We start from the raw sequence: 23,771 nt of genomic DNA on the forward strand, positions 1-23,771 counted from the left end.
ATTTCCACGATGGCTTTCAACTTGAACGGTTTCAACTTCAACCAATCGATTATCGACTCGCAAGGTCGCGTCATCAATACTTGGGCTGATGTTATCAACCGCGCTAACTTGGGTATGGAAGTAATGCACGAGCGCAACGCTCACAACTTCCCGCTTGACTTGGCTGCTGGTGAGACAACTCCTGTAGCAATGGTTGCTCCTTCCATCAACGGCTAAGTTTTAGCTTGAGATAAACAAAAAGCGCTCCTAGAAATAGGGGCGCTTTTTGTTTAGGGATTTTTTTTGAGAGACTTTATTCTGATATTTATTCTGGTAAAATAACGGTTATCCGGTTTGTAGTTATATCAATTCCGGTAACACCGGAATGATATAGAGGAGACCGCGAGTGCCTAAGTCCCTACCATGATTAATTGTAGGGACTTAGGCACTCGCGGTGTCGAAAGCTGTGAGTAATATTAATAATTCCGAGGCTACCGGATTTGATATTATATCCATTCCGGTTGCAATCATACATGATAGGCCAGGTCGGACACGGCAATGCCGTTTCCCTACGCCAAAACAATCCATCACGCTCGCCAGAGATTTAACTATCGCCCGATTAATTTTAGGGAGACGGCAGTGCCGGGTCCTGACTGTGGGTAATATTAATTCCGATGCTACCGGATGTGATCTGAGGACTGAAGTCCGATGCTGCGAACCAATTTTATTCTTGTGGTTCGACGTGCAAATAAACTGGGCTACGGGGAGGGCTGGCGCTTCTTCTCAATATACTGCTGGTGGTAATCCTCTGCCATATAAAACTCACCAGCAGGTTTGATTTCGGTGGCAATATCTTTGTCGTATTTACCGGAAGTTTGCAATTTTTGTTTGGAGGCGCGAGCCGCTTTTTCTTGTTCCCAATTGTGATAAAAAATCACAGACCTGTACTGTTCGCCTCTGTCGGGGCCTTGGCGATTGATTTGGGTAGGATCGTGACAGTTCCAGAATACATCTAGCAGTGTTTCGTAACTGATTTGCGATCGATCGTACTCTAGCAGCACTGATTCAGCATGACCGGTGACTCGGGCGCAAACATCCAGGTAGCAGGGATTCGGCCAGTGACCTCCTGTGTAGCCCGCCGCAGTTGAGACGACACCCGCAACGGCGCGAAATTTGTGTTCGACTCTCCAAAAACAACCGGCTGCAAATGTGGCTTTTTCCATTGTGTGACTCATCGTATTGGGATAAAACTTGGCACTCTTATTATGCTTGACAGATTCCCATTAGCGTGCATTCCCAGACCAATCGCGGCTGCACGTAGTTTAGCAAATATTGCCGCGCTTTTTCCAAGGGCTCTAAGGGCGATCGGCTAATTCCCCCTGCTAAAAATTGCTGCCAGTAACAGTGCTGTAAATAATCGATCAACCACAACTGAGATTCAGTATCTAAAGTTTTATCAATTTCCTTGGCCAATTCCAAAGCAGAGCGCAGATTTTGAGGCAACTGCTTCACCTTTTGCAGCAAATCATCGGGTATTGATTGCAGTTGCTGCCAAATAGCAATTGCTTCCCCCGGACTTCCCTGAGCCATCCCCATTACCTCGGAATGTGACAAAATCTCCCCGAATCCCGCTTGCTGCAAAACTTGTGCCATTGCTTCGGGATTCAACCGAGAAAACTGGATTTTTTGACAGCGGGAAATCAAAGTAGGCAGCAAAGCTTCCACAGTCGGAGCAATTAAAATGAGCGCTGCTTTTCCAGGTTCTTCTAAGGTTTTCAACAAGCCGTTAGCTGCTCCCTCGCCCATTGTTTCTGCCTGTTCCAAAACTACGACTGAACGCGCAGCTTCTAGGGGCGGCCTGCTCAGAAATTCACCGATTTCTCTAACTTGTTCTAAGCGAATTTGTGGCGGTGCTTTCCGCTTTAAACCGGCTTCTTCTGCTTCTTTTGTCGAAAGCCGTTTGCCTTGGTTCATGTAAGTTGGTTCTACCCAGAGCAAGTCTGGATGATTTCGCTGCCGCACGCGATTTTGCACGGCGGTGATTAGTCTGGTTTCGGGAAGATTGGCTGAGAATAAAAGCTCAATGAAACACCTCGCTGCTAAACTTTTGCCGATACCGTTAGAGCCGATAAATAAATAACCGGGAGCAATTCGGTTTCGCTCGACTGCTTGGGTTAGTAATTCTACGGCTCGTTGTTGTCCGATTAATGATGTAAAATAATCCATGTTGGTTAATAATATCAAAACATTATTGTGTTTTAACGGACTGCTAAATAATTGTTTTGAGTTAAGAATGTTAAATTGTAAATTCCCGGAGCCGGACACGGCATTGCCGTGTCCCTATAGATTATGTCACCCTATTTTTCAGAATTGATATTATTTGAATATCCCCAATCTTCTAACTTGCGAGTTACGATAGCTTGAATTTCCTGAGCGACCTCATATTCGGTACGATCGGCATTTATCCGCACAATTCGAGATTTATTTTCCCGGGCTAAGTCCGCAAAACCTTGCTGTACAAGGCGGTGAAACTCCAAATCAGCTTGCTCGATCCGATCGCGCCCTCCCCGATCTCTTACCCTCACCAAACCCGCCTCCACATTAATATCCAGCCACAAAGTCAGATCGCTTTGCAAGCCGCCGGTGGCAATGTCATTTAACTGCTTAATTAAATTTAAGTTAAGACCGCGGCCGTAGCCCTGATAAGCAATCGTAGAATCAGTAAAGCGATCGCACAAAACAATTGTTCCCTTCAATAACTCGGGTTTAAGAAAAGTTTCGACGTGCTGAGCGCGATCGGCCGCGTACATGAATAATTCTGCTCGATCGGATACAGATTCGCCCGCATCTTGTTTCAGCAGCAAATGTCGCAGTCCCCTTCCCAACTCCGTACCCCCCGGTTCGCGAGTAGCCACCAACGGGACTTTCAGAAAGCAAGTTGCTTGCAGCAAATGTATCAACCGCTGCATTTGCGTAGTTTTACCCGCACCTTCAACCCCCTCAAACACGATAAGTTTGCCTTTCATTGCCCTAACTTTCCACCTGAATAAAATAAATCCATATTGTTCTGTGCATCTGTTCTAGGTTCGGTATGATAATAAAGTCTAAATGCCTCACGGCTGGAGTTATCTATGGCTCGCTATACTGGTTTTTTTATCGTTGCCGTTCCGATCGACCGTCTCCGTCAGTCCCTGATTGAAATTTTAGAGTCATGCAATCTTGATATTATCTACAATACAGGAGATTCCCTCATGGCTCGCGAAATTCCCGGTCAAGTTTCGATTCCCAAACTTGTCACCGCAGAAGTCCTAATCGAGAAAAACACGGCCAGCGACTCAGAGGTTCGCATGAACTTCGTGATTAAAAACGAGGAACTGCCCCTGCAAACCAACAATCACTGCCGTCAAATGTTCGAGCGAGTCAGTCGTTCAGTTATGAACAACAATAATTGGCGGCTCTTGGAAAGTATGGCACTTTAGCCATCAGTCAGTCAATTTGAGGTGTGAGATTTTCGATTGACTCTACAGATGAATCAGGGGGTTCTAACTAACGTCGAAACTTCTTGGCTCTCGACTTCTGGTGTGAGGGGTTTGTCACCCTCTTGGGATGAGGTCATAAGTCATTAATTCCTAACTAATGACCGATGACCTCCGACTTTTATCTGTCATCCATACATTTAAGCTCGAAATCCCCGTCGCAGCAGCAAAGAATTTGTCACAACGCTAACAGAACTAAACGCCATAAATGCACCGGCCGCCGCAGGACTGAGTAGAATTCCGGTTGCAGGCAGCAAGATACCCGCTGCGATCGGAATTCCCAGAGTATTGTAACCAAAAGCCCAAAATAAATTTTGGCGAATCTTGTTGAAAGTAGCCCGTCCCAGCTCGATCGACTCAACAACATCCATCAAAGCATTTCGCATCAGCACAATTTGAGCAGTCTCAACTGCCACATCCGTGCCGCAGTGCAAACCGATACCGACATCAGCTTGAGCCAAAGCCGGGGCGTCATTGATACCATCCCCCACCACAGCAACTTTACAGCCTTGGGCTTGCAAAGTCGCGATCGCCCGAGCCTTACCCTCCGGCCGCACCTCGGCCAAAACATCAGCCGCCGCCAAATCTAGCTGCTGCGCCGTCGCCGCCGCCGCCGACGCTGTATCTCCCGTCAGCATCATCACCCGCAATCCCATGCCCCGCAAACGTTCCACCGCCGCCTTAGCATCCGGCCTCAGACTATCTTTTAGCCCGATTACCCCCAGCAAAACGCCCCCAGAAGCCACGTAAACCGCCGTTTTGCCTTCCAAAGACCCCAAAAGTTCCGCAGCCACAGCGACCCCCTGCTCCTTCATCCACTCGGCATTCCCCGCGAACACCCGCCGGCCCTCCACCAAAGCAGAAACCCCGAATCCCGGTTCCGTGCAGAAATCCTCAGCAGCTAGCAGCGGCAAACCTTGCTGTTGAGCTTCCAGCAAAATCGCTGCGGCGATGGGATGACAAGCGCCCCTTTCCACCGCCGCCGCAATTTGCAGCAGTTTTGAGTCAACCCTGCCAGAAACTCCATCAATTGTGGAACAGGCATCTTGCCTGTTGCCAGAAACCCCATCAATTGTGGAACAAACATTTTGTGTTTCTCCAGAAACCCCATCAATTGTAGAACAGGCATCTTGCCTGTTGCCAGAAACTCTATCAATTGTGGAACTAACATCTTCTGTGTTTCCAACATTAATATCTGAGTTCAAATCCCACTCCGAATTCTGGAAAATCGGCAAATAATCTGTGAGTGTGAGATTTCCGGTTGTCAAAGTGCCAGTCTTGTCAAAAACCACCGTATCTAATTGATGCACCCGTTCTAAAACATCGCCACCGCGAATTAAAAGTCCGCGCTCCGCCCCGATGCCAGAACCGACTAAAATTGCTGTTGGGGTAGCCAGTCCCAAAGCGCAAGGACAAGCAATAACTAAAACTGCGATCGCCAATTTCAAACTTAACAGCAAAGGCGATTGATAATGGATAATAGGCAATTCATTTCCCATGCCCAATGCCCAATGCCCAATGCCCGATGCCCATTGCCCCATATTCATTGCCCCGTGTCCCATATCCATTGCCCCGTGTCCTAAAAGCACAGAAGGCCAAATATGAGTCCCGGCAAAATACCAAAATAGGAAAGTTAAAAGCGATATCCCCATTACCCCATACACAAAATATCCCGCGACAGTATCAGCTAAATTTTGAATCGGCGCTTTGCGAGTTTGGGCTGCCTGCACCAAAGCCACCATTTGAGCTACAGTTGTTTCCTTACCGGTGCGAGTTGCCCGCATCACAACTGCCCCGGATTTATTGATAGTTCCCGCCGCAACTGTATCTCCTGGTTGCTTCAAAACCGGCATTGATTCGCCAGTCAGCATCGACTCATCTATGGTTGTTTTGCCTTCGCAGACTTCGCCGTCTACCGGTATTTTTTCCCCGGGCAAAACTTGCAGCCATTCTCCCACTCGGACGCGATCGGCTGGAATTTCAATGTATTGTGGATCGTAGACCGCAGATGTCGAGTTTAAAGGCAATTCTTCCGATCGCAAATCTAAACTCGAAAGTTTAAAATCAACTAAGCGGGCTTTCGCCGGTTGCAATGCAATTAAAGCTTGCAAAGCTGATGCAGCGCGCCGTCTGGCTTGCTGTTCGAGAGTTTTGCCCAACAAAATAAAGCCCAGCAGCATCACCGGTTCGTCAAAAAAGCACTCCCATCCCATCCGTGGAAACAGCAGCGCCGCGTTGCTAGCGGTGTAAGCTGTAACAGCACCTAAAGCTACCAAAGTATTCATGTTGGGTGCATTTCGCCACAAACTGCGGCACCCGTCAACGATAATCGGGCGGCCCGGTAGCAGCAAAGCTAGGGTGGCGAGTCCCCAGTGAAACCAAATATTGCTGAGAATTGGAGCTTTTGTGCCGAGTACGTGACCTAAACCGGATAGAATAATTAGGATTAGGGCGATCGTCAATTGCTTGATTTGCTGTCGAATTTCTTGCCGTCGCCGTTCAATTGTTGTCGCTTCTGCTTCCTGCTGATTTTCACCTGAACGAGACTGAGAGGGAAATCCATTATCAGTCAACTTTTTCGCTAAAGCTTCTGCATCGACAGTCCCCGGTTGACACTCAACCGTCGCGACTTCTACGGCCAAGTTAACGCAAGCTGAAATTACGCCTGAATACTGCATGAGTTGGCGTTCCACAGCTTTCGCGCAGCCGGCACATTTCATCCCGCCGACATCGAAAGTAACAAGTTCTGGCGGTGATTCGTTAACTGGTATGATTTCTGATTGAATTTCGGGGATTGTTTTGGGCAAAAATTGCATGGTTTTTTTGGTAGGGATTAGAATATTTCGCCACTTCTGAAAGGATTTAATGCACTCTTCAGACAAACGTCTATATTTTTATCATAAATAAATATTGTGGCATCTTCCGAAAGTGTTAGTTTTTTTTAATTCTTATTAATTCCCGGCGGTTAAATCCGCAGTCCGGCAGGGGTTGAAACCAATGTGGGACTGCGGGTTTAATGCTAAGACAGGCTTTGGGCACGGTAGTGCTGTTTCCCTATTTGATATAATGAGCAAATTGCCTAGTTAGTATCCAGCTTTTATTTGACGAATTGAGCTATGACAGAAACACCCAAATTTTATATTGTCAAACGTCCTGCCGGTAATTGCGAGATTTTGCCGTTGGCGGAGCCCTCGCAGAGGAGCGCGCAACTCGAACAACAAAACCCCACTATTATTGAAAAGTGGGGCCCTTACGATTCGCCCGAAGATGCCATAGCCCGCCGCATCGGATTAATTCGCGCCGGCAAATGCCAGCCGCAATGACGGATTGCCAAAAATAGCGAAGCATTCGAGTTTAAAATCTTGGCTTTTAGCCGTAATTCTTCCCCCGAATGCTTTTTTTTAACTGAAACCCTACACAGGTTTTCTACCTAGATTTAGAAGGTGCTGCACTCGGTTTGGCTTGCGCCGCATTCGGTTTAGGTGGCGCTGCATTCGGTTTCGACTCCGCCTTATTGTTCCCTGTTTTACCAGTAACTTGCTGTGTCAAAACTTCCATAGCTTTTGCGTACTGCGGATCGGCCGCTGTAGCAATTTTATCGCGATCGCGCCTCAATTCCTGTTTTTGAGCGTCGGTGAGTTCTACCTTAAAATCCGGTTCAATTCCCAAGTGGTTGATATCGCGCCCGCTGGGAGTAAAATACTTGGCAATTGTCACCGCCAAACCGGAACCATTTCCCACGCCGCGTACTGACTGCACCAAACCCTTACCAAACGTCTTTGTTCCCACTAAAACCGCGCGCTTGTTGTCTTGTAAAGCACCGGATAGAATCTCGCTAGCACTTGCTGAACCGCCGTCTACCAGTACAACTAATGGTTTGTCTGTGATCTCTGCCTTGTTTGCAGTTTGTCGATCGGCTTCACCTACTCGATCGACCGTCGAGACGATCGTACCTTCTTTGAGCCACATCCGAGCAATTTCAATACTTCCGTAGAGCAACCCGCCGGGATTGGAACGCAAGTCTAAAATATAGCCCGTCACCTTTTTCTGTTCCAAATCCTTAATTGCCGATCGCATTTCCGATGCAGCATTGGCACTAAACTGATTTAAGCGAATATAGCCGATTTCGCCGATCGGGCTTTTCTGCACCGACTTCCGCACGGGATGAATTTCAATTTTAGCGCGTTTCAGCTTAAATTCTATTTCCTTTTTGTCGCGCAAGATAGTCAGAGTCACCTCAGTATTCGCCTGGCCGCGAATCAAACTTACCGCTTGATTCGTATCCATGCCTTCGGTGCTCTTGCCGTCAATCTTACTAATGATATCTTTTGCTAGAATGCCAGCGGTAAAAGCAGGGGTATCTTCGATGGGAGAAATCACCACCAACTTCTTAGTTTTTTCATCTTGAGTCAACTGAATCCCCACTCCTGTGAGTTCTCCAGAAGTTTCAACCTGCATATTCTTGAACTCTTCAGGGTTCATAAACCGCGTGTAAGGATCATCAAGCTTCTTCAGCATTTCCCGAATTGCTTTGTAAGCTTCATCGTCGCTGGTATAAGTGCGGTTCAAATAATCATTTCGCACCGCTTTCCAGTCAACCTGGTTAAAAGTGCCATCAACATAACTTTTGTCAATAATCTGCCAAACTTCATCAACCAATTCTTTAGGACTTCCCCGAAAAGAAGCCAGAGATTTAGAACTGCAACCAGTGTTGACAAGAGTTACAGCAGTGAGTGCAACTGCTGCAGCACTTAGAATAAGGCCTCGTTTTGTTATAACCATTTGTCTGACACGCCGGAGCAAAAGATTTCAGAATAATCACGCCCAATCTAACACAGGCAAGGCTTGGTCGGATTTTGGATACATATTTATTCAACTTTGCCGAGTTGTATTCCCGAAGCGGAAGCTGCCGCGCCTGAACGCGGACGCGGGTGTAGGAAGTTGATTTGCGAATGCCTAAAATCCTTTGTCTGCTGTGTATTCGAGGCTAGATCCCCCTAAATTTCCCTGAAAAAGGGGAACTTTGAATACTCTTGTCCCCCCCTTTTTAAGGGGGGCTAGGGGGGATCTGGCCTCAGATAGAAGCGAGATTTTTCAAAAGTTGGAGTCTTTGTGTTGACACCAATCGCATCGTGCCCGCCCCAAACCTACTCAGGTTCGACCCAGCGATCGTCCGACTTAATCAAATCAATCAATTCTGCCACACCCTGAGACTCAGGAACCTTCTTAATCTCATCCCGGCCGCGGTACAGAGAAATATAACCCGGTTGCTTCCCGACGTAGCCGTAATCAGCATCAGCCATTTCTCCAGGGCCATTGACAATACAGCCCATTACTGCTATATCCAAACCCGTGAGGTGCTTCGTCGCCTCTCTCACTTTGTGGAGCACTTCCTCTAAATTAAACAAAGTGCGACCGCAGGAAGGACAAGCGACATATTCAACCATCGTTTTCCGCAGTCCCAAGGCTTGCAGAATGCTGTAGCAGACGGGAATCTCCTTTTCCGGCGCCTCTGTCAGCGAGACGCGGATGGTGTCGCCGATACCCTCAACTAACAGCGGTGCGAGGCCTGCGGTGGATTTGATGCGGCCGTATTCGCCGTCTCCAGCTTCCGTGACGCCCAAATGCAGCGGGTAATCCATGCCGAGTTCGTCCATCCGGTGCACCATCAAACGGTAAGCAGCAACCATGACGGGCGCGCGCGAGGCTTTCAGGGAAAGTACGATATTTCGGAAGTCGAGGGATTCGCAAATTTTGATGAATTCCAGGGCAGATTCTACCATGCCTTCGGGGGTGTCGCCGTAGGTAAAAAGCATCCGTTCGGCGAGGGAACCGTGATTGACGCCGATTCGCAAAGCTTTGCCTTGGTCGCGCAGGGAAACCACCAAAGGTTCCAAGGTTTCGCGGATTTTTGCGCCAATTTCCGCGAATTCGCTGTCGGTGTATTCGGTTCTGTCGGCTTTCGGCTTCTCGAACACGTAAAGTCCGGGATTGATTCTCACTTTGTCTACGTGTTTGGCGACTTCCAAAGCAATTTTCATACCGTTGTGGTGGACATCGGCCACGAGGGGCACGGGTTGGTAGGTGGCGTGCAGTTTTTGCTTGATTTCGGCTAAAGCTTTGGCGTGGGCCATGCTGGGCACGGTGACGCGGACGATTTCGCAGCCAATCTCGTGCAAGCGCCGAATTCCTGCGACTGATCCGTCGATGTCGAGGGTGTCTTCGTTGATCATCGATTGCACGACGATTGGGTAGCCGCCGCCGATGGTGACGCTACCGACTTTGACGGGACGGGTTTTGCGGCGTTTGATGGTGGTGTCGAAGGTGGGTTCGGTGGTGAGGGTTTTAGTGGGGTTCGGCAGAGTTTGCATAACTGGTTGCTAGGGTTCTGTAATTAGAGTTTATAAAATTGTGTCTGCTGTTTTTTAGGTTTGCACAGAAAGGGTCTGTTTGGGCAATGAGGTTTTGGGATTTAGGATTCTTAATGAGATTGCTGCGAATTTGTCGATCGAATTATGTCGGAAAAGGGCGATCGAACTAAAAGCCAACCATCACCGGGAAGGCGAACTGAAGTTGGGCTGGTGGAACTAAACCCAACCTACAAAATACAGTTAAAATACAGGCTAGGCCGAGATAAAAATTAATATTGGTTGGCGGTGAGGAGAATGGTTTGGACACTGGGGCAGGGGTTAAATGGCGATCGGTATATTATTGAGCGCAAGATAGACAAGGGCGAGGGCGGTTTTGGGGCCACGTACCTAGCGCAGAAGGCGCAAAACAGGCAGCGGGTTGTCATCAAAACGCTGAAAGACGACTTATTGAGCGATCCAAATTTTGGCTGGTATCGGGACAAATTCCGGGATGAGGCGCTACTGCTATCTTTGTGCAAACATCCCAATATTGTGCAAATAGACAACTATTTCATTGATGGTGATTTGCCTTGTATTGCGATGGAATATGTGGCAGGGAAAGATTTGTGGAATTTGGTAGAAAAGCGCGGTATCCTGTGGGAAACAGAAGCTTTAAACTACATCCGCCAAGTGGCAGAAGCGGTAATAGTAGTTCACGAAAAAGGTTTGCTACATCGGGATATCAAGCCACAAAACATTATGGTACGCGACAATTTTGATGCAGTTTTGATTGACTTTGGTTTGGCACGGGGTTTTATTCCAGATCGCACTCAGCAAATGACTTTGGGGCTAACACACGGTTTTGCACCTCCCGAACAGTACGGGGAGATTGGCAGATTTGCTGAGTATACAGATGTTTATGCTCTGGCAGCAACGCTATACTATTTGCTAACGAAAACACCACCAACTCCTGCATTTATGAGGGCTTTAAATTATCCTTTAAAGCCGCCGTTTCAGATTAATCCTAATATTAGCGATGGGGTGCGTCGGGCAATTATGAAAGGGATGGAAATGGATGCAACAAAGCGCCCTCAGTCGGTTCAAAAATGGTTGGCTATGCTTCCCCAATCCCCCGGCAATCGGGGGCAAAGAGGGGGTGTTTCACCAACGATTCCTAGCCCGCAGCCACCGCCACAACCTGTAAAATTGATTTCAGCAAAAGGAGTTGATTATCGTCAACTGGATCGGCTGTTAGCTAGCGGAGAATGGAAAGAGGCGGATGGGGAAACGGCAATAAAAATGCTGGAAGTAGCGGGGAGAACAAAGGATGGCTGGCTGAGGGCTGAAGATATCGATCGATTCCCCTGTGAAGACTTACGAACTATTGACCAACTTTGGGTACAATACAGTAACGGACGTTTCGGCTTTTCGGTGCAGAAACGCATCTATGAAAGTCTGGGGGGAAGCAGAGAATATGATCGGAAAATTTGGGCAGCTTTTGGCGATCGGGTAGGTTGGCGTGTGAATAGTAGTAAATGGTTGCACTATAATGATCTAAAATTCAACACCAAAGCACCTATAGGACACCTCCCGTGTGTGAAGGGAAAGTTAACTGATGGGGTGGTTGGTGGGGGGCTTGTTGTGGGGCGTTCTCTTCTCTGGCGTCGAGACTTGTAGAGTGTAACATCTAAGCGTCGAGCGAGTTTCGTGAAGATTTATAACAGAGGCTTTAACCACGAAACCGCGCCTGTTCTACGTTTCCGATACCTGGCACATTCAATTTACCAAATTACTAAAGAGTAGAAACTAGCTATTTTTTGATCGGCTGTAATAATAGCAGCTTGACTTCTTTTGGCAACTGCTACAACCACTCTATCTGCTGGATCTCGGTGTTCCCATTCTAATTTGACACTTTCTAGCCAAATGTCCTCATCAATTGGAACGATCCGAATAACATTAGACTTTTTTAAAGTAGCGATATAGTCATCAATACTTACTCCTAAATCTAACTTATGATTTTTGTTCTTGATAGCTATTTACCAGATTGCCGTTGATGGAACTAAACCATTTTTTTCTTGTTCCATCTGCTGACAAGCATCTTTTGCCGATTGAGAAAGTTTCTCTGGATCTAAACTCCACCAGATGAGAGCGCAGGTATCAAGGACAACTGTCCTACTTCCTGCTATTCTTCAGTTGTTGGCCTAGTTAAATCTTCAAAATATTTTACTTTCCCCCGCATATCCTTAAATAATTCTTCAGTTGAAAGAGACTTTTCATACTGAGAAATTATCACAAGTGGTTTAGTCCCATCCATCACTAAAATTTCTTCGCCTTCAAGCTCGACAAGTCGCAAAAATTCTAGTAATTGAGCGGTTAATTGACTTTTGTCTATGGTTTTCATAGGACAATGATTGGTGTTGTGTTAAAACTCTATTATATCTTAAGACGATTCACTTAGCTAAGCGTGTCATTGTGCTACGGGAAAGCAATCGCCGAGACTTTGCTCAGTTCTCAATTAGCTGAGGTTCGCGATCGAGTAATTACTTTTTTAAGTCAATCATATTGTGTTACAATAAATCAACCTGAGTGTTAACATCGCAAATGTATGACAGCTAAAATACACATCAGCAAATTAGGTAATTCCTTAGCTTTGCCAATACCAGACTACATAGTAAAGTTTCTCAACCTTAAAGCCGAAGATTCAGTAATTTGCAGCATAGAAAATGGGAAACTGGTTATAGAGCCTGTAAATAATAAAATATCAAAATATACCCTAGATGAATTATTGGCAGGCGAAATAGAATCTAGCGAAGAAGTCTCTTGGGGAAAACCAGAAGGAGAGGAAGTTTGGTAAACTATATCCCCGAACGAGGTCATTTTATTCGCCTCAATTTTGACCCTCAATCAGGACACGAACAAATGGGGACTAGACCTGCACTGGTTGTGAGTCAAACTAAATTTAACCTAAAAATGGGGTTTGTGTTTGTTTGTCCCATCAGCAACACACAACGCAAAAATCCGTTTTATGTTCCCATTCCCGAAAGTGAAGCGATAACAGGTGTAATTATGACGGATCAACTCCGTTATGCAAGATTATCGGGCAAGGCAAGCAAGTTTTCTTAGTGAATGTCGATCAGATATAATTGAGGAAGTTTTGAGGCGAATTCAACCTATTTTGTTTGAGAATATGAATGTTGATGAATAGTTAATCAAATTATAAACTAGATTTGTAGTTGGCATTAAGCATCAAGAGTATCCAGAAATCTCTCTCGCGGATGATGCGATCGCCCCTCCTCCCCAGCAAAACTGAAAAATGTACTTGCAAATCTCTTCACAGGCTACGGCTCAGCATTTAAAGGATGTGAGGTTTTCTATTGGACGATCGCACAAACTCACCAGCCACCGCTGTTAACAACCGCCGACCTCTAATTATCGCAGGAATTCTCCTCGGTATCGGTCAATCCGGCTTTTTTGACGGCATTGTGCTGCACCAACTCCTCCAGTGGCACCATATGTTTAGCAGCGTTAAAACCGATGCTACTGTGGCCGGTTTAGAATTAAATACCCTCGGAGATGGATTGTTTCACGCTGCGGATTGGTTGGTAACAGTGGCGGGAATCTTCTGTTTGTGGCGTGCAGTGAAGCGCAAAGATGTTCCTTTGTCAACTCAAACTTTTTTCGGTTCAATATTAATTGGTGCTGGATTGTTTGACTTTGTTGAAGGCATTGTTGACCATCAAATTTTGGGAATCCACCACGTCAAACCCGGTATCAACGAGTTAGCTTGGGATTTAGGATTTCTCGCTCTCGGTCTTATTTTAGCCCTGTTAGGTTGGATGCTGGTACAGAGGGAAGTTTCCGCAGATACTAAAGTTTAAATGAATGCAGAGATTGAGAATTATATCAAATCCGGGCTTAAAATCCTTGACTGTCTGTTTAACTCCTCAGTTCATCCCGCCGACTCCAACCACGCAATCAAATCCTCTTGACTCCTAAAATCCAACAAAGCTTCTCCCAAATCATCTAACTTTTCCCCAGATAACCCCTGGATGCGAGTTTGAACTTCCTGTGTAACATCACCCACCCGCCGCACTATCTGACGCATAATTAATCCTATTTCCCCCTCAATTTTACCCCTTTCGATTCCCTGTTCGATTCCTTGTTGTATTCCCTGTTCAATTCCTTGTTGTAGACCAATTTCTATCCCTTTCATCACAGACCCGATTTGGTCTTGGATAAACATTTCTCGTTTGTCTACATCATTCAATTCGTCTAGTGTCAAATTTGCTCGGTTGGCAATTCCCAGCGCGGTATTAATCTCTTCAATAGACCCCAATGTATCTGGTACTACTTCCAAAGAGGGCGCGTTTTTCATAAAGTAAATCCATTTTTCCGGCAGAGTTTCAAGTTCGTTTAATTCTTTTTTAAATTTTGGTAACTCGACAAACACTAACTTTAACTCGCAGTTGGGATAGACAAATTTCTCTTCGGTTTCTGTGAACTCAAAGTTAGAGATTAGTTTTTCGGTGTTTTCAAATAAAATAAAGTCGGTGATGGTTAAAGCAATAACCGGATTTAACTTTAAATAACCTTCTCCAGCTTTGAGTTGAGTAGAATAGGTTTTGGCTGCATTGTACACTACCCGTTTTTCAAAGGCGGCGACGTTGAGTACCTGCATTTCCACAATCACCGTTTTGTTGCCGGTAATCTTGGCTTTGACATCCAGGTAAGTGTCTTTCAATCCTGTAACGCTTCCGGCTGAATAAGGGTCAATGATTTCTATTTCTTGGATGGTGGGTTCTCCGTTATACAGCATTGCATTTAGGAAGCTGATGAGAATTTCTGGATGTTCGGAAGAAGCGAATATTTTTTTGAATGCAAAGTCTGTTTTGGGGCTGATGAAACGCATATATTTTATAGGAGTTTTTGTGAAATTAACCGCAGAGGGCGCTGAGGACACAGAGGAGGAGAAAAGAGAGGAAGATGGAGATTGACAAATATTGGAAGGGTTGGGTTTTGTTTTCTCAACCCAACCTGTTATCTGAATGCTTTTATCAGCCTGTGGCTTGAGTAGTTGCAGGTGACATAACTAGCTTTCCAGCTATATCCATCGTCGCCAGCTTCAGCACTTCATTAAAAGCTAAACCCCGAATTTTGAGTTCCCACCGAATGCCTTTTGCTTTCATTCGCTTGGCTTTCCGCATATCGACATCACCAGCTTTTTGATGCAAGAGCAAATATTTCATTGCTGCTGTAGCTTCTACTTTTGTGGGAAATGCAATATAGGTGATAAATCCGCCCTCCCAGTGATTGGCGTTGCGGACGCTGCTGATAGTCGCCACTCTCGGACTAAAGCGGTTCCAGTAAAAGTCGCTGTAGGCGATCGACTGTGTATTGACTTGGAGTTTATTTGCCATTTGACTTAACTCCTCTAACCTTGTATGCGGGGGTAACAGCAGGGCTTTGATTCTGCTATTTATATTATAGCATTGGGAAGTGGGAATTTGGAGCGAATGCAGGCTGTTGTTTTACTTCCCTGACTGCTTCTGTGAAGTCGCGAAAGTAAAATTTCTCCAATACCTTTAGTTCTTTTTTGTCTCGAATACAACTGCATCAAAAAGCTCTACAAGCTTTAAGTCTGAATAAACCGATAAATACAAATATTTTTCCAGTTTCTGCCGATTTCTAGGTAAAAATAAACCTAAACCTGATAAATTTTTATACTTATGTCTAATTCTTGAGTCAAATAATTCACCATTCTGTTGCACTCTCTGAATGAGAAAATTATTTAAAAATAACAATAAATCGTTACAAGCTGACGGACTTGCACCTGATAATTGGGTAAGTTGTTGTAAAAAATTTGCGAAATCCACAAAGGTTTCTCCAGAACTCTGATAAACTACTACAGTATTGTTATTGGGAAAATTGACTTCAGGCGATAAAATTGAGGATATAAAAACTTTCACAGGCGCAATGTCTGCTTGCAAAATAGAATCAATTACAACATTAACTTTTTCGGAAAAATAGCGAAAATAACGATTGTTAGTCAATGTCAAACTATGGTACATATCCGGTCGTTCATAATCCATAATCTTTTTAGCTAGCTGAGAACCATCAATGTCTGGATAATCGCTCAAATCACTTAACAATTTCTCGTAATAGTAATTTGGCGCTCCAAGTTGGAGTTGAGATGAAAGCGTATACTTAGCAGTCTTTTGGAAGGTATGGTGTACTTCAATATTTCCTTTATTACAATTTTGGAAAAATAATAATTCTAGATTTCCCTTTACAGATTGGTTAAAATTAAATATAACTTGATTGATTTTTTCAAGGTTCATCCATCTAATTTCTGAAATTGAAGGGGACGTGGGATGTTCGTCGGGGCTGATTTCCATAAGCGTTCCACTATGACCTAAAAACACAATAGCCCAGCGTTTGGCTTGAAATTGAGATTGTGCCCAAGTCAGATACTCAGCCAAGACTTCTGCACTACTACTATCTGCTGTTTCTAAGTATTGGGTATCCACTTTATCTTGGCTAATGATGCTTCTAGAAACTTGTGCTGCTCCACTAAAGTCTGATTGTACTACTACTAAAACTTTGTCATTTTTTACACCTTTACTTAGCATTTGAATAATGGGTTGCCCGAATCTTGAGAGATTATTGTCATAGGGCATCCAGTATAGTAATATCCAGTCATAATGATTTTTGACCGTACTTCCAAGCATATATTGGTCTCCCGAGTATATTGTCTCTATTAAAGAACTCATGCTTACTGTTATCAATTTGAGTGCTTTTCTTCTTTTCACATTCTCTGCTCCTGATTGAGGATATTCAGCTTTTTGTAGACTGTATTTTTTGCTAACTAAAACCTCAATTCATATTCCGCAGTGACGCGGTTGTCTCCTTGAAAATTACTTGAACTTCTGAGTAAAATTTTATCGCTCAATCGATAGCGCACAGTAAATTCAGTCGGTTGATTGGCTGACAAAACTCGAATGATTGATGCTGAAATATTGCGCGTGATGTCAAACCCAACTTCTAAACCTAAACCGAGAGAACCCGCAGCAGAACTGGAACTAGCAGTTTGTGCTTCGTTGCCTCTAATTCGAGTGGGAAATAAGCGAAATTCGCTCAATCCCGTGGCGTTAGTAACCGCAGATTGAAGGTTGTTCAATAAACCCGCACCGGCTAAATTTGCGATCGCCAGTGTACTGTCTCCCTGTCCCAAAGTCTGCACGAAACTGCCGCCCAATAGCGCTACAATCTCTGTGGACGATCGACTCGGAGAGCTCCTCAACTCCAGACTTTCGGCCAACTGAGAAGCCCTTCCCTGCACTAACGCTTGAATTCGGACACTCCGCACGCTGCCGAAACTTGTCGGTTCGTCTGCTATTTCAGAGGCTACAGATGTGCCGGGAGTGCGGAACCTCGTTACTTCCTGCACCGAAGTTGCTAATCTCACATCCAGCGTCGGATCGAGTCCTTGTCCTGGTACAAAGGTAGCAGTCTGCGGGTATCCTCGATCGAGTCTAAACTGCGTTGTAAACAAATTCACCGACCCGGAAGTCAACCGAATCGTACCCTCCGGGCGAAGGTCATCTAAAGTTCCGTTCACCGTCAAGCCCCCAGTCGCCTGAAAACTCAATATCGGCGCACTCGTTACCCGAATTCCCCGCCCCAAATTCAGCCGCAAATCGTTCAATCCAACTTCAAAGGAAGGGGAAGGAGAAGTCGGAGTCGCAGGAGAAGAAGCAGAAACCTCAGTTGTAGGGGAAGCAGAAACATCAGTCGCAGCGGAAGGAGAAGATGTGGAAGCAGAATCAGAAGCAGAAGAGGCAGAAGCTAACTCAGTTCTGCCGCCGCCGGCACTGGGCAGAAATACTTCGCCGTTGTACAGTTCAATATTACCGCTCAACTGCGGGCGCCTAGCCGTGCCCCTTGCTTGCACTTGACCGACAACGCCGCCGCTGTACAATCCTTTGAGATTTAGGGCTAACTTGTCGAGATTTACAGCCAGGGGATTAGCCGCATCGACATCGCCCTCCGCGAAGGGCACAGACAGCGGAATCACGCCCTGGGCCACAACTTGTCCCTGACTCAACTGTCCCCGAATTCCTTCTACCCGAATACGATCGCCCTCAAAGCGCACCGTCCCAGTCAGCCCTGTCAGCGGTTCTGGGAAGGCGATCGCCCGGACGGTTGCATTTTCAAAATTCGCAATTCCTTGCGCTACAGGGTCTTGCAGCGTTCCTCCGACGCGAATTTGCACCTGTCCCTGACCGCTGACCCACGCAACTTGCGGAGTCAATACATTAATAATTGCTAAACCTTCATTTTTCAAATTCGCCCTCAAATCGATTCGATCGCTGTCAGCCTTCACCGCTGCAAACGGCAACTCAAAAGGCAAACTTCCGGCGACCTCAATCGGTTCAGTTTGAGTTACCAAAGCGCTGCCGCCAAAATTCAAGCGGGCATTGCTGTAACTGAAACTGCCGTCGGCTTGTTTAATCGGTTCTCCGTTTAGCGTACCTTCCAGCAAACTCAATTCCCCGGTGGCTTGCGGGTTTTCCAAACTGCCGGCCAAATTCGCCCGCAAATTCAAATTTCCCGTGACATCCACAAAAGGCAATTCCACCAGTTTTGCTAACTCTTCCACCGGCACATTTTCTACCCGCAACTGCCCGGATTGAGCTTTTTGCCCGAGTTGTCCCGAAAAGCCGATCGCACTTTTGCCCGATCGAATTTCCAAAGGCAAAACAGTTAAAATCCCGTCCTGAAAACTGCCTTCAATGCTGAACTGTTCGGCGACATATTTTCCCCACTGCCAGTTATCGCCTTTGACGTTAAATTGAGCTTGCACGCCCGTTTGCAAAGAACCTGCGACAGCAATTTCCCCGCCAAAAGTTCCCTGCAATTGAGATAAGGGAGGCAATTTTTCCGAGGTTTTAACTGCCTGCTGCTGCTGCAAAATTACTTCGATTTCTGCCAAGCGGCGCAACTGTTCGATTAGCGGGGCCTCCGGTTCTCCGACTGCTACAGTTTGCACGTCGCCACTGTCACCGTAAACAGGAGTTTTTATGCCTCGGGCTAAATCGCCTAAATTGAAATACTGCAAAGCGGTTAAAACTTGCTGCAAATTGCCTTGCTGGATGTTAACTTTCCCGGCAAATTCTGGGTTGGCGCCTGTTTTAACATTGCCGGAAATTAAGTATTGACCGCTGCCTTGGCGGAAGATGCCGTTGGTGAGAGTGGCGCTGCCGTTAGCGTAGCTGAATTCGGCTTGGAAACTGTCACCTTTAATGTAGCCGATCGCCGGTTGGGCGATCGCAATTTGTCCGGTTGCTTGCAAAGTCGCCGGATTTAACGGCATCTTCCAACCGGGCACGTTCACTTGTCCCGAAACCGTGCCAGTTATCGGCCCCAAACCAGCATCTTTACCGGGTGATAGATTCAAAGCAGCTAGGGGAAAATCGCTTAAATTGACTCGCAAAGTTTCGCCCTCTGTTTGGCCGCGGGCTACCGATTCCCCGCGTTGAACTAAGAAAGATGTCGGCAGGAACGATCGATTTAAAGCTAATTCGATTTTGTCGCTTGCGCCGGCCAAACGCAAATCTACACTTTTGTCGGAACTCGCAGTCACTTTCCCCGCCAGTACCGGGTCAAAAGCGATTTGATTTACTGCTAAATTCCGCACTGCCACGTCGCCAACTAAGCTGAGGGCGGCGAGGGTTCCGGTGAGGCTGCCGGTAAAATCGACATTGCCGCGCAGGGGAAGATTATTCTCTGAAGCATTTTTGAGACCCATGGGTCTCAAAAATGCTAGTTGTTCTGCCGGCAAGGCTTCCAGGTTAAAGTTGGCGAGTTTGACATCCAAATCTAAATTGGAAATTGAGGGCCCTCCTTTACCTGCGAGTTCGACGTTAACAAAGCCGTTTGCCGTCAAACCGGGAGTTGTGGCGTTCTCAATTTCCACCCGTTTGCCGTCCCAATTAAATACTGCCTCAAAAGGTTGTTTCAAAAATGGCAATTCCGAGATGCGGAAACTGCCGCCGGCGCGAACTGTTTGTGGGGAAGCGGCAATCGGGCCGGATAAATTGATATTGCCGTTAAACAGTCCTCGAAGCTGGGGGAGATTTTGGGTACCAGAGACTAAACCTTGGCCTTGCAAGCTTTGGCGCTGGGCTTCAAAGGCTTGCTGGAAGCGACTTAGAGCAATTTGCTCGCCCTCGATAGACGCGCGCCAATTCCCCGATGCGGCGCTGCCTTTAGCATTGACAATTCCTCCGCCGTTGGCGAGTCGAATTTGTCCGTCGCCGTTGGCGGTGATGCCGTTGGCGGTTAGATTATCTACTGTTCCCAAAATGCGGACTTGGCCGTCGAGGGTTCCGTTAATTTCTGGCGGTAAATCCGCTGTCAGCAAACCTGTTTGTTTGAGGGTTTGTTCTAAATTACTGACGGCAATTCCGTTCGTTTCCAGCAAAGCTTGCAAGTTGCCGTTTTCCAATTTTGCCGTAGTGTCGATCGCCCCGAGTCGATCGACCAAAATCCGCCCTTCTCCGCTAGCACTAATTCCCTTCGCTGTCAAGTTATCCAAACTGCCCGCTGCTTGGAATTGGCCGTTAACTCTGCCGTCAAATCCTTTAGGCAAAGTCGCCGTTAGGGTAAACAGTTGGAGATTGCGAACAGTTTGTTCTAAGCGGCTGAGAATAACTCGATCGGCATCGGCGAAAGCTTGCCAGCGTCTGTCTTCTAATTTACCTTTAAAAGCAACAGTACCGTCGGCAATATTGAGTTTGCCGCTGCTGTTGACAGAAATATCGGCGGCGGTTGAATTATCTAGATTGCCCCTGGCTTGAATTTGATTCGATATTTGTCCGTCAAGCGATTTTAGATTTTGGATTTTGGATTTTAGATTGTTGATATTGGCGACTGTTTGGGGATTGTCAGCAGTGAAAGCCAAGCCAACATCTAACAGCGGCAATCCTAAATCTACTAAACGGCTGATGGAAGTGCGATCGGTTTCTGCTGTTGCTTGCCAGTTTCCGGCTACTAATTCTCCTTTAAAATTAACATTGCTGCCGGCAAGATTGAGTCTGCCGCTGCCGCTGGCATTGATGCTGCTAGCAGTCAAATTGTCAAGACTTCCCGATGCTGTAAATTGACTCGATAGCTGTCCGTCGATCGATTTTAGATTTTGGATTTGGGATTTTAGATTGTTGAGATTGGCCGCTTGCTGATTTTCGGGATTGAATGCTGAAGCCACATCTAAAATCGGCAGTGTCAAATCTACCAAGCGGCTGATGTCAGTGCGATCTGTTTGTGCTGTTGCTTGCCAGTTTCCCGCTACCAATTCTCCTTTGAAATTGACATTGCTGTCGGCAATATTGAGCCGACCGTTGGCGCTAGCATTGATTGCGCCAGCAGTCAAATTGTCAACATTTCCCGCAGCTTGAAATTCACCTGCTAGCTGTCCGCCGAGCGATTTTAGATTTTGGATTTTGGATTTTAGATTTTCTAGATTTGCGGTTGAAGTGTTAGAATTAGCACGTTCTAAAAACGGCAAGCCAATATCAATTAATTGATTTACAGCTACTTTTTCAGTGTTGCCAACAACTTGCCAGTTCCCCGATTCTAGTTCGCCATTAACATCAACAATACTGTCAGCAACATTCAGCGTTCCTTTGCCCGTCGCAGCGATCGCATTTAAACTCAAATCGTCGAGAGTTCCCGCAGCTTCGGCAGTTCCGCTGAACAAACCCGCTAGTTCAGGAGGCAAATTAAGCCCAGGCACGACTTGCTGTAAAGTGTTTAGGGCCAAGCGTTCGCCCTCGATCATAGCTTGCCATTGACGGTCTTTTAGCGCAGCATCCACCTTAACAGAAGCGTCGCCAATTTTCACAACTGTATTTTGCAAATCCGCCGAATTGCGATCGGCTCGAATTTCGCCCGCTGCGGGGAAAGTACCTTGCGGTGCTTGCCATTGAACTCTAGCTTGAATGTTGTCTAACGGGCCGAAAATTTGAGTTTTTGCGGAGACATTGCCAATTTTAACAGTAGCAGGAATCTGGAGAGCGTAAATTTGGGCGAGGTTATCTGCGGGCAAGTTTTCAGCTTGCAAATCAAACACCAAACCCGATCGCGAATTCTCACTTCCCAAAGCAATATCAACTTCACCTTTCCCGCCAATTTTACCGCCCGCCGCCGGCACTACCAAAATATCGCTCAAAGTCAAAGCTAAAGAGGAAAACGGGGGAATAGAAGATTGAGCATTGGGATTTGGGGTTTGAGCCATTCTCCCCCGTTCCAATTTGAAATTAGTGCTAATATTGTTTAATTGCAGTCGATCGACCGTAGCGGGTTTTGTCGAGGCGATCGTACCTGTCAGCACCGGCAAAGCAAGGGTTCCAGTCAGCTTAGCATCCGCCTTCACTTCCCCCGCAACAGCAACCGGCAATACTACTTTCTGCCCTAACTCTGTCTCCACCGCACTGACAACACTTGCAAAAGCGACTGGTTGCACGTTAGTTGTGAGATTGAAGCTAGCTTGTTCGAGATTAAAATTAGTTCCAGTTGCAACTGTTCCTGCTATTTGAAGGGGAATTAGACCGTAATTTGCCGTCAAACTATCGACAATCAAATTAGTTCCCTGAAACCGCAACTGACCGCTGCTATTTTGTACGAGCTGTTTCAGCGGATTGATGCTTGCCTGCACTCCGGCAAAACTAGCGGTTCCAACAATTCCCGATACTTTATTGTCTCGCAATTGCACGGTCAAATTGCCATTAGCCAGACCTTTTTGTAAATAAATTCCGGGAAGTTTCAGCAAGCGAGCGAGGTCGGCTAAAGGCAAATTTTGACCGTGCAACTGCACGTTAGTTTGAGCCGCAGGTAACATAGAATCAGCTTTAACTATAAAATTATCGCTAGTCGTAAACTGACCGTTTAGTTCGTAGAGAACGCGCTGATTTTGGTCGCGAAATAGAGCGCTGCCATTTTTCAGACTTACAGAAATCGGAGCCGAATTTTTCTGTCCGACTGCGGGACTCGGTACCAAAACTGCGGCGACATTTTCAACTCGAACTGCATCAACTTCAGTTTTAAATAAACCAGGAGGTTTTTGCTCGCTAGTGGGAATATTAATCCAGCGGCCTTGAGTATCCTGTTCGATATAAGCGCTGGGTTTAACTAAGGTAATATCTAATTTGAGAGTGCGGTTGAACAGCAGTTGCCAGATTGAAAATTGTACTTCTACTGCTTCTGTAGAAGCATAATCTGGATCGGTAGCAGTTGCAGGTACGGTCGATCGGCCAAACCGCAAACTCGTCGGAGAAAATCGCTCCAAACGTCCGATTTGCACGGGCCTCTTCAGTGTCTGACTGACCTCAGATTGCACAATCGGAGCTAACTTGTCCCGCACCCACGCCTGAGCTGCCACCGCCCCAACCAAGGCGAGAATGCCCGCTCCCGTACCGCTAAGCAGCAGCAGACGCCACCAGCGGCGGTGGGGGCGGGGTGGGAGTTGATTTTTGTCATCGTCCGAGTTAGTCATGGGTGTTTCTCAAAAATCAGAGAATTCAAGAATTAAGGGAATCAGCCGATTTTAGACAGGTATAATTTCTGTGATTCGCCGCTTCGGGCCTTCTGCCTTTAGTAGACTCAGAAGTGATGCCCGAAGTGCCGATCGCGCGAAGCGCGAAGCTTGCAGCAGAGGATCGAACGAAAGCTGATTCACGCCTCCCACTCCGGGGCAGACTCCAGAAACCTTTACCAAAATTAATCAAAACACGCGACACCACCTAAAACCAAGTCCTCCAACTCCCCCAAATCCTTTCGATCCCGCCAGTGCAGGATCGGTGGTCAATCTAAAATCTAAAATATAAAATCTAAAATCGGTTGCCCGATC

20 protein-coding genes and 1 pseudogene are annotated in these 23,771 nt (G+C 46.4%); 8 read left to right on the forward strand and 13 right to left on the reverse strand.

Annotated elements, in window-relative coordinates:
* Positions 1 to 216, forward strand: a pseudogene (locus QUA02_RS20400) (photosystem II q(b) protein); the annotation flags it as partial.
* A 521-nt stretch (positions 217 to 737) separates the two neighbouring features.
* Here QUA02_RS20400 and msrA read toward each other — a convergent pair.
* The 3 genes from msrA to tmk all read right to left on the reverse strand — a co-directional run bounded on the left by msrA (position 738) and on the right by tmk (position 3,005).
* On the reverse strand, positions 738 to 1,214 hold the full coding sequence (gene msrA, locus QUA02_RS20405) for a peptide-methionine (S)-S-oxide reductase MsrA (RefSeq protein ID WP_445305188.1): 477 nt from the start codon (positions 1,212 to 1,214) through the stop codon (positions 738 to 740).
* A gap of 28 nt (positions 1,215 to 1,242) precedes the next feature.
* Positions 1,243 to 2,205 (reverse strand): DNA polymerase III subunit delta', encoded by a 963-nt coding sequence (locus QUA02_RS20410; protein ID WP_333030254.1) that lies wholly within the window; start codon positions 2,203 to 2,205, stop codon positions 1,243 to 1,245.
* Positions 2,206 to 2,336: 131 nt separating this feature from the next.
* Complete coding sequence (tmk, locus tag QUA02_RS20415) at positions 2,337 to 3,005, reverse strand: dTMP kinase (RefSeq protein WP_333030208.1); 669 nt, start codon at positions 3,003 to 3,005, stop codon at positions 2,337 to 2,339.
* Positions 3,006 to 3,110: 105 nt separating this feature from the next.
* Here tmk and QUA02_RS20420 point away from each other — a divergent pair, with 105 nt between their 5' ends.
* Complete coding sequence (locus tag QUA02_RS20420) at positions 3,111 to 3,458, forward strand: hypothetical protein (protein WP_333030209.1); 348 nt, start codon at positions 3,111 to 3,113, stop codon at positions 3,456 to 3,458.
* 197 nt (positions 3,459 to 3,655) lie between these two features.
* Here QUA02_RS20420 and QUA02_RS20425 read toward each other — a convergent pair whose 3' ends face one another.
* Positions 3,656 to 6,331 carry a heavy metal translocating P-type ATPase gene (locus tag QUA02_RS20425; RefSeq protein WP_333030210.1) on the reverse strand — a complete coding sequence of 892 codons (2,676 nt, stop codon included), beginning with the start codon at positions 6,329 to 6,331 and terminating at the stop codon, positions 3,656 to 3,658.
* A 300-nt stretch (positions 6,332 to 6,631) separates the two neighbouring features.
* Here QUA02_RS20425 and QUA02_RS20430 point away from each other — a divergent pair, with 300 nt between their 5' ends.
* Positions 6,632 to 6,838: a DDE transposase family protein gene (locus QUA02_RS20430; RefSeq protein WP_333030211.1), complete on the forward strand. Its 207-nt coding sequence runs from the start codon at positions 6,632 to 6,634 to the stop codon at positions 6,836 to 6,838.
* A gap of 103 nt (positions 6,839 to 6,941) precedes the next feature.
* Here the strand turns inward: QUA02_RS20430 and ctpC are convergent, their stop codons facing one another.
* Together ctpC and ispG are read right to left on the reverse strand one after the other, a co-directional pair.
* Positions 6,942 to 8,297 carry a carboxyl-terminal processing protease CtpC gene (gene ctpC / locus QUA02_RS20435; protein WP_333030212.1) on the reverse strand — a complete coding sequence of 452 codons (1,356 nt, stop codon included), beginning with the start codon at positions 8,295 to 8,297 and terminating at the stop codon, positions 6,942 to 6,944.
* A gap of 365 nt (positions 8,298 to 8,662) precedes the next feature.
* Positions 8,663 to 9,886, reverse strand: coding sequence for a (E)-4-hydroxy-3-methylbut-2-enyl-diphosphate synthase (ispG, locus tag QUA02_RS20440; protein ID WP_333030213.1), 1,224 nt, complete (start codon positions 9,884 to 9,886; stop codon positions 8,663 to 8,665).
* 79 nt (positions 9,887 to 9,965) lie between these two features.
* Between ispG and QUA02_RS20445 the strand changes: the two genes are divergently transcribed.
* Entirely contained in the window at positions 9,966 to 10,106 is a 141-nt protein-coding gene (locus QUA02_RS20445) for a hypothetical protein (protein WP_333030214.1), read from the forward strand.
* A gap of 74 nt (positions 10,107 to 10,180) precedes the next feature.
* Positions 10,181 to 11,542, forward strand: coding sequence for a GUN4 domain-containing protein (locus QUA02_RS20450; RefSeq protein ID WP_333030216.1), 1,362 nt, complete (start codon positions 10,181 to 10,183; stop codon positions 11,540 to 11,542).
* 104 nt (positions 11,543 to 11,646) lie between these two features.
* Here QUA02_RS20450 and QUA02_RS20455 read toward each other — a convergent pair whose 3' ends face one another.
* Both QUA02_RS20455 and QUA02_RS20460 read right to left on the reverse strand, forming a co-directional pair.
* Entirely contained in the window at positions 11,647 to 11,901 is a 255-nt protein-coding gene (locus tag QUA02_RS20455) for a type II toxin-antitoxin system VapC family toxin (protein ID WP_333030255.1), read from the reverse strand.
* 146 nt (positions 11,902 to 12,047) lie between these two features.
* Positions 12,048 to 12,266 (reverse strand): prevent-host-death protein, encoded by a 219-nt coding sequence (locus tag QUA02_RS20460; protein WP_333030218.1) that lies wholly within the window; start codon positions 12,264 to 12,266, stop codon positions 12,048 to 12,050.
* A 204-nt stretch (positions 12,267 to 12,470) separates the two neighbouring features.
* Here QUA02_RS20460 and QUA02_RS20465 point away from each other — a divergent pair, with 204 nt between their 5' ends.
* The 3 genes from QUA02_RS20465 (at position 12,471) to QUA02_RS20475 (ending at position 13,743) form a co-directional block, all read left to right on the forward strand.
* Positions 12,471 to 12,719 (forward strand): AbrB/MazE/SpoVT family DNA-binding domain-containing protein, encoded by a 249-nt coding sequence (locus tag QUA02_RS20465; RefSeq protein WP_015174616.1) that lies wholly within the window; start codon positions 12,471 to 12,473, stop codon positions 12,717 to 12,719.
* The gene (locus QUA02_RS20470; RefSeq protein WP_333030219.1) at positions 12,713 to 12,988 is read left to right on the forward strand and encodes a type II toxin-antitoxin system PemK/MazF family toxin; all 276 of its coding nucleotides are present in this window, start codon (positions 12,713 to 12,715) and stop codon (positions 12,986 to 12,988) included. The genes QUA02_RS20465 and QUA02_RS20470 overlap by 7 nt, the downstream gene beginning before the upstream one ends.
* A 251-nt stretch (positions 12,989 to 13,239) precedes the next feature.
* The gene (locus QUA02_RS20475; RefSeq protein ID WP_333030220.1) at positions 13,240 to 13,743 is read left to right on the forward strand and encodes a DUF2243 domain-containing protein; all 504 of its coding nucleotides are present in this window, start codon (positions 13,240 to 13,242) and stop codon (positions 13,741 to 13,743) included.
* A 71-nt stretch (positions 13,744 to 13,814) separates the two neighbouring features.
* Here QUA02_RS20475 and QUA02_RS20480 read toward each other — a convergent pair whose 3' ends face one another.
* The 5 genes from QUA02_RS20480 to QUA02_RS20500 all read right to left on the reverse strand — a co-directional run bounded on the left by QUA02_RS20480 (position 13,815) and on the right by QUA02_RS20500 (position 23,639).
* The gene (locus QUA02_RS20480) at positions 13,815 to 14,774 is read right to left on the reverse strand and encodes an Rpn family recombination-promoting nuclease/putative transposase (protein WP_333030221.1); all 960 of its coding nucleotides are present in this window, start codon (positions 14,772 to 14,774) and stop codon (positions 13,815 to 13,817) included.
* Positions 14,775 to 14,919: 145 nt separating this feature from the next.
* Entirely contained in the window at positions 14,920 to 15,282 is a 363-nt protein-coding gene (locus QUA02_RS20485; RefSeq protein WP_333030222.1) for a hypothetical protein, read from the reverse strand.
* Between the two features lie 165 nt (positions 15,283 to 15,447).
* Entirely contained in the window at positions 15,448 to 16,674 is a 1,227-nt protein-coding gene (locus QUA02_RS20490) for a clostripain-related cysteine peptidase (protein WP_333030223.1), read from the reverse strand.
* Positions 16,675 to 16,730: 56 nt separating this feature from the next.
* The gene (locus QUA02_RS20495; RefSeq protein ID WP_333030224.1) at positions 16,731 to 23,417 is read right to left on the reverse strand and encodes a translocation/assembly module TamB domain-containing protein; all 6,687 of its coding nucleotides are present in this window, start codon (positions 23,415 to 23,417) and stop codon (positions 16,731 to 16,733) included.
* Positions 23,418 to 23,468: 51 nt separating this feature from the next.
* Positions 23,469 to 23,639 (reverse strand): hypothetical protein, encoded by a 171-nt coding sequence (locus QUA02_RS20500; RefSeq protein ID WP_333030225.1) that lies wholly within the window; start codon positions 23,637 to 23,639, stop codon positions 23,469 to 23,471.
* Between the last annotated feature and the right edge of the window lie 132 nt (positions 23,640 to 23,771).

This window comes from Microcoleus pseudofavosus SVA1_A4, assembly GCF_036700565.1.
In the GTDB taxonomy this organism is placed as follows: Bacteria; Cyanobacteriota; Cyanobacteriia; order Cyanobacteriales; family Microcoleaceae; genus Microcoleus.

Coding starts and splice junctions, on each gene's coding strand:
- msrA (WP_445305188.1), bottom strand. CDS start 1,214: ATGAGTCACACAATGGAAAAAGCCACATTTGCAGCCGGTTGTTTTTGG.
- QUA02_RS20410 (WP_333030254.1), bottom strand. CDS start 2,205: ATGGATTATTTTACATCATTAATCGGACAACAACGAGCCGTAGAATTA.
- tmk (WP_333030208.1), bottom strand. CDS start 3,005: ATGAAAGGCAAACTTATCGTGTTTGAGGGGGTTGAAGGTGCGGGTAAA.
- QUA02_RS20420 (WP_333030209.1), top strand. CDS start 3,111: ATGGCTCGCTATACTGGTTTTTTTATCGTTGCCGTTCCGATCGACCGT.
- QUA02_RS20425 (WP_333030210.1), bottom strand. CDS start 6,331: ATGCAATTTTTGCCCAAAACAATCCCCGAAATTCAATCAGAAATCATA.
- QUA02_RS20430 (WP_333030211.1), top strand. CDS start 6,632: ATGACAGAAACACCCAAATTTTATATTGTCAAACGTCCTGCCGGTAAT.
- ctpC (WP_333030212.1), bottom strand. CDS start 8,297: ATGGTTATAACAAAACGAGGCCTTATTCTAAGTGCTGCAGCAGTTGCA.
- ispG (WP_333030213.1), bottom strand. CDS start 9,886: ATGCAAACTCTGCCGAACCCCACTAAAACCCTCACCACCGAACCCACC.
- QUA02_RS20450 (WP_333030216.1), top strand. CDS start 10,181: ATGGTTTGGACACTGGGGCAGGGGTTAAATGGCGATCGGTATATTATT.
- QUA02_RS20460 (WP_333030218.1), bottom strand. CDS start 12,266: ATGAAAACCATAGACAAAAGTCAATTAACCGCTCAATTACTAGAATTT.
- QUA02_RS20465 (WP_015174616.1), top strand. CDS start 12,471: ATGACAGCTAAAATACACATCAGCAAATTAGGTAATTCCTTAGCTTTG.
- QUA02_RS20480 (WP_333030221.1), bottom strand. CDS start 14,774: ATGCGTTTCATCAGCCCCAAAACAGACTTTGCATTCAAAAAAATATTC.
- QUA02_RS20485 (WP_333030222.1), bottom strand. CDS start 15,282: ATGGCAAATAAACTCCAAGTCAATACACAGTCGATCGCCTACAGCGAC.
- QUA02_RS20495 (WP_333030224.1), bottom strand. CDS start 23,417: ATGACTAACTCGGACGATGACAAAAATCAACTCCCACCCCGCCCCCAC.